This is a genomic window from Pseudoalteromonas shioyasakiensis, assembly GCF_022398475.1.
GTDB lineage: Bacteria > Pseudomonadota > Gammaproteobacteria > Enterobacterales > Alteromonadaceae > Pseudoalteromonas.
On the sequence record NZ_JAKEVM010000196.1, the window covers coordinates 1 to 5,821 of the forward strand.

A 5,821-nucleotide genomic window follows, 5' to 3' on the forward strand; every position below is an offset into this window, starting at 1 on the left:
GCTTACAATTGACTGATTAAAACTATACTCTATATATATCAGTTGAGTACTAACAAACACATAATGTTAGGGTTCAATGCAATGAACAAATTCAAAACACACTTAACACAACTAGCAATGGCGCTTTCTGTAGTGACTTTAGCTGGCTGCGGTGGCTCTGCCACAGATACAAAAATAGATACTGTCGATCCAACTGAACCAGTTTCAGATTGGGTGATGGTTTGGGAAGATAACTTTGACGGCGATGCCATTGATGACAACAAATGGAATTTCGAAATAGACTGTGCAGGTGGCGGTAATAACGAAAAACAATGTTATACCGACAGTGAAGAAAACGCCTTTGTTGCAGACGGTATTCTTAATATCGTTGCATTGCCTGCAGAAGACGGTGCTGCAAAGCCTTATACATCTGCACGTATCAATACTCGCTACAAAGCCGATTTTAAATATGGCCGTTTTGAAGTAAGAGCAAAACTACCTAGCGGTCAAGGTTCTTGGCCGGCGTTTTGGATGATGCCAACCGACGAAGTTTACGGTGAGTGGCCTCGTTCAGGTGAAATCGACATTTTAGAATCAGTGAATTTAAAAGTCGAAAATGATGATGGCTTAGAGTCAAATATCTACGGCACGTTACATTATGGTCAAGCGTGGCCAAATAACGACAGTAGTGGTCAAGCGTACACCTTCGCGCAAGATTCAAATCCAGCCGATGATTTTCATACTTATGCTATTGAATGGCAAGAGGGTGAAATTCGTTGGTACGTAGATGACTATTTATATGCAACACAGCGCCAGTCAGAATTACTTTATAACGCTGACGGTGAAGCACTGGCTCTTAAACATAAGGGTTGGTACACAGAGTACTTTGATCAAACAACTGGTGAGTTAACAACTTTCTGGGACGCTGCGCCATTTAACCAAGAGTTTTATTTAATCTTAAACTTTGCTGTTGGCGGTGATTGGCCTGAAAATGTTAATGCCCTTGGTATTGATGCAACTGCATTCGAAAATGGTCAAACTTTTGAAGTTGACTATGTACGTGTTTATGAATGTGCTCAAGATCCAGACACAGGTAAAGGCTGTGAAACAGTTCGCCCAGGTTATGACAATTTAGAAGATGCACTAGTGCAAGGCGCAGCTCCTGCTCCAACGCCACCAAGTGATGGCACTGTTACGCCGCTGACTATTTTTGATAGCAGTTTTAACCCTAACTGGCCTGCATGGGACTGTTGTGGTGGCACAACGCCAGGGTTAGTTGAAGATGAAGACCGTGGTAATGTGGTTGAATTTAGTGTGGGTGCGGAACCTACTGTAAATGGCTTTATTAGCCGTGATACCTTTATTACCGATGAAAACGGTGAAGCGTCACCTTATGATGCCAGTGCAATGTTAGAAGACGGCTATGTGACTTTTGATATGCAAGTAACGTCTTTACCATCAACGCCAGACGCACCTTGGTTATTTAAAATCGAAAGTGATGAAGGCGCGACAGCCGTTGAGCTAAACCTAAGTGCAAGTACAGAAGGTGTTAGCCCAGTTGCCGGTGAATGGCAAACTTATACCTTCCCACTGCAAACATTAGCTGATGCGGGCTTAAACGTATCACTAATTGATGTAATCATGATTTTCCCTGCATGGGGTCAAGGTGAGGGTGCTGTTTACCGTGTTGATAATGTTGAAATTACCAATGGCGGCACAACAACATTACCTTCATTAACTTTATTCACCGATGAAACTAATCTTGATTGGCCGCTGTGGGATTGTTGTGGTGGTTCAACACCTGTTGAAGTAGTCGACGACGAAGAACACGGTGTTACTGCAGAGTTCTCTATTGGTGCAACTCCTACGGTAATGGGCTTTATTAACCGTACTTCATCAGGTGGTAGTGGTACGCAGTTTGATGCATCAGCATTGGTTGATGACGGCATGCTGCAGTTTGAGATGAAGATCACCTCTTTATCATCAACACCAGATGCGCCTTGGCTATTAAAAGTTGAGTCTAATGAAGGTGCAACAGCAGTAGAAGTTAACCTTAACACAAGCTCAGAAGGTGTTGACCCTATTGCTGGTGAATGGCAAACATACACGTTCCCAATCAGTACTTTATTAAACGCAGGTTTAGATGTAAGTGCTATTGATGTAATCATGATTTTCCCTGCTTGGGGCCAAGGTGAAGGTGCAGTTTACCGTGTCGACAATGCTCGCATTTATGCACCAGAGCAAGAATCGGCAGCATCAGAGCTGACGCTGTTTGCCGAAAACGTGGCTGATCAGTGGAGCATTTGGGATTGTTGTGCTGGTAGTACGCCAACAGTCGAAACTGACGATGAAACTCATGGCTCTGTGGCAGAGTTTCAAATTGGTTCTACCGCTACGGTAATGGGGTTCTTAGCTGATGATGGCGTGAGCTTTGATGCATCACACTTATTATCTGAAGGTGTGGTTCGTTTTGAGATGAAGATAGTTTCAAACGCCAGCGACCAAGATGCTCAGTGGTTATTCAAAATTGAATCAAACGATGCAGGTCAAGCTGTGGAGCTTGCGTTGAGTGCAAGCCAAGAAGGTGTCGAGCCTGTGGTTGGTGAGTGGCAAACCTATACTTATACACTTGCCGATTTACTAAGTGCAGGTCTTGATATTAGTGCAATCGACGTTGTTATGGTGTTCCCGTCATGGGGTATGGGTGAAGGTGCGGTTTACCGTATTGATAATGCAGTTATTGCAAACCCGTAATTAAGATTGGCAACAAGTGATGGGTGCTGATTACAGCACCCAGTATCCATGACAACATATTGCAAAAGCAGGTATATCATGAAAAGCACAAAATTTATTAAAACACCTCTTGCAGCGTCAGTTGCGATGATTTTAACCGCAGGGCTAGGCACTATGTCGGCTTATGCACAGGATGAGCAAGAGAAAGCTGATAACGATATTGAAGTTATCGAAATTAAAGGTATTCGTGGCAGTATGATCCGCGCCATGGATATGAAACGTGATGCAACAGGTGTTGTTGATGCGATTTCAGCAGAAGAGATGGGTAAATTCCCAGATACTAACTTAGCTGAATCATTACAGCGTATTACCGGTGTATCAGTGAGCCGTTCAAACGGCGAAGGTAGCGAAATTACGGTACGTGGTTTTGGCCCTGAGTTTAACCTAGTAATGTTGAATGGCCGTCAAATGCCAGGCACGGGTTATACACGTTCATACGCCCTTGAGAATATTGCCGCTGATGGTGTAAGTGCACTTGAAGTAGCGAAATCAGGTCAAGCTGATGTTCCAAGTGGTGGTCTAGGCGCTACTGTAAATATTATTACAACTCGCCCATTAAATAGCCCAGGCGAAAAGTTTAGCTCGTCTATTAAAGCTATTCATGACTCGTCAAATGAAAAAGGTGATGATGTAACGCCAGAATTTTCAGCGATGTACAGCAATACCTATGCTGATGATACATTTGGTTTTGCGGCATCATTCTCTCATCAAGAACGTGATTTTCAACAGCAAAGTGCCAATATTCAAGGTTGGCAGGCCAATGTTGACTTACCAACCCTTGATGAAGGTGACTACATTGACCCACGTGCAGTAGATAGCGAAGGCAACCGTGTCGGTAATCATTTCTTCCCGAAAGACATGAACTACAGTATTGCTGATGTTGAACGTGAGCGTACTAATGGCCAAGTAACTTTACAGTACTCGCCAATTGAAAGCTTTACTGCAACGGTTGATTACACAGCAAGTCGTGCAATCACCGGTGTTGAAACTGCAGGTTGGGGTATTTGGAATGAGTTTGGCAGTAACATCAATAGTTATGAGCTTGATGAAAATGGCACAGCGCTTTATGCCGATATCAGTGGTAATGATGGTTCATTCACCGCAAGCCGTGCCACTACAGAAGTAAAAGCACGTTCAATTGGTTTAAACCTAGAATGGCAAATCAATGACCAGTGGGAAGTTGAGTTCGATTATCATGATTCGAAAAACGAAACAGATAACGGCGCAGATGATGGCTTAGGTTCTGATGGTCAAATCATTCTTGGCTCTGACCAGTTACAGAGCAAAGTATATGACTATCGCACTGGTGAGGTTCCGCATGCCTACGTTAATTGGAACAATGGTACTACAGTACTAGACCCAAGTGAGATAGATTCAAACTTCAGTCAGTTTATTTACTCACCAGGTGAGTCTAATGTTGAGCAAGCTCAGCTTCATGCAACCTGGTTCAATGAAAGCTTTGAAATTCCGCTTGTTAAAGTGAAATTCGGTGCTGCAAATACTAAGCAAACTATGGGTGGATTTACCGCTTGGAGTGGCTTACGTGGGGGCCCTGGTTTTAACCCTTCATTCACAGAAATCTTCCCAGATGGCATGTTCACTTATAATGATACTGGCGACATGCTAGACCAGTTCGCTGGTGGTGGTAGTGCCCTTGAGCCTAATTATTACTACACCTATAGCTTTGAAGAAGCGTTAGCTCGTCAACTTGCTTATTTAAATGAAGACTTATTGGGCGATAATCAATACTCAATTGACCCATTTTATGATGGTATCGACAGTGAAAGCTACGTAGAAGAGAAAACGCAAAGCTTTTATGTGAATAGCTTATGGGAGTTCGATGTAGCTAATTACTTCATACAGATTAACGCAGGTCTTCGTTATGAAGAAACTGATGTGACCAGTACGGTTCGTCAACGTGTTGAAAGTCAAGTTAATTGGGTAAGTGCATCTGAGTGGATCATGCAGTACGAAACTGGCGGTACAGATAACTTTTATCAAGAAGAAGGTAACTACGATATTTGGTTGCCGAACATTGACGTAAAAGTTGAAATTACAGACGAGCTTGTTGGTCGTGTTTCGTGGGGTAAAACCATGGCACGTGCGCCGCTGGGTAATTTGGCTGGTGGTCGTAGCTTAACGGGTAGCCCTAAACCAGGTTCGCGTACAGGTAGCCAAGGTAATACTAACCTATTGCCATTTGAATCAACTAACCTCGATTTATCACTTGAGTACTACTACGGCGAAGGCAGTTATGCGTCAGTTGGTTACTTCAAAAAAGACGTAGATAACTTTATTCAAACGCAAATCACTGAAACAACCATTGAAGGTCTATACGATATCTTAAATGGTCCTCGTTACCTTGAAGCTGTGGCATCTGTAGAAGCACGTGGCGAGCAGGCAACGAGTGACGCTGTGTTCAATGAAATGCTGGCATTAGGTTATGGTAATGCGGACGGTGCCATTGAGCCAACGAGTTCAGATCCACTGATGGTATGGAACATTTCTCAGCCACAAAATACTGATAGCAAATCAGTTGATGGCTTTGAACTTGCTGTTCAACACTTATTTGGTGAAAGTGGCTTTGGTTTAGGTGTCAACGCAACATTTGTAGATGGTGATGTTGAATTTGATGTAGCAAGTTTAACTCAGCAAGCTCCACTATCGGGTTTAAGTGATTCAGCGAACTTCCAAGCCTTCTATGATAAAGATGGCTTATCAGTAAAAGTGACTTACGCATGGCGTGACTCATACTTAATTGGTGTTGGTCAAGCGCAAGGTTCATCTGATGCGCCCCCACAATTTGGCGATACCTACGGTCAATGGGACTTAAGTGTTAACTACGACATCAACGAAAACATGACTGTTTTCTTTGAAGGTATAAACCTTAACAACGAAACTGAGCGTGGCTACGGTCGTTACGAAGAGCAGTTCTTATTTGCTCGCCAATATGGGCCTCGTTACACAATTGGTGCCCGTTATAGCTTTTAATATGTGATCCCCAAAGGAACAAAAGCCGCTCAATGAGCGGCTTTTTTTATTTTAAATC

2 protein-coding genes are annotated in these 5,821 nt (G+C 43.2%); both read left to right on the top strand.

Going from position 1 to position 5,821, the window contains the following annotated elements; translation table 11 throughout:
* The first annotated feature begins 81 nt into the window (after positions 1–81).
* Positions 82–2,733 (top strand): family 16 glycosylhydrolase, encoded by a 2,652-nt coding sequence (locus L1D51_RS20160; RefSeq protein ID WP_239964642.1) that lies wholly within the window; start codon positions 82–84, stop codon positions 2,731–2,733.
* Positions 2,734–2,811: 78 nt separating this feature from the next.
* On the top strand, positions 2,812–5,763 hold the full coding sequence (locus L1D51_RS20165) for a TonB-dependent receptor (protein WP_054561254.1): 2,952 nt from the start codon (positions 2,812–2,814) through the stop codon (positions 5,761–5,763).
* The last annotated feature ends 58 nt before the right edge of the window (positions 5,764–5,821 follow it).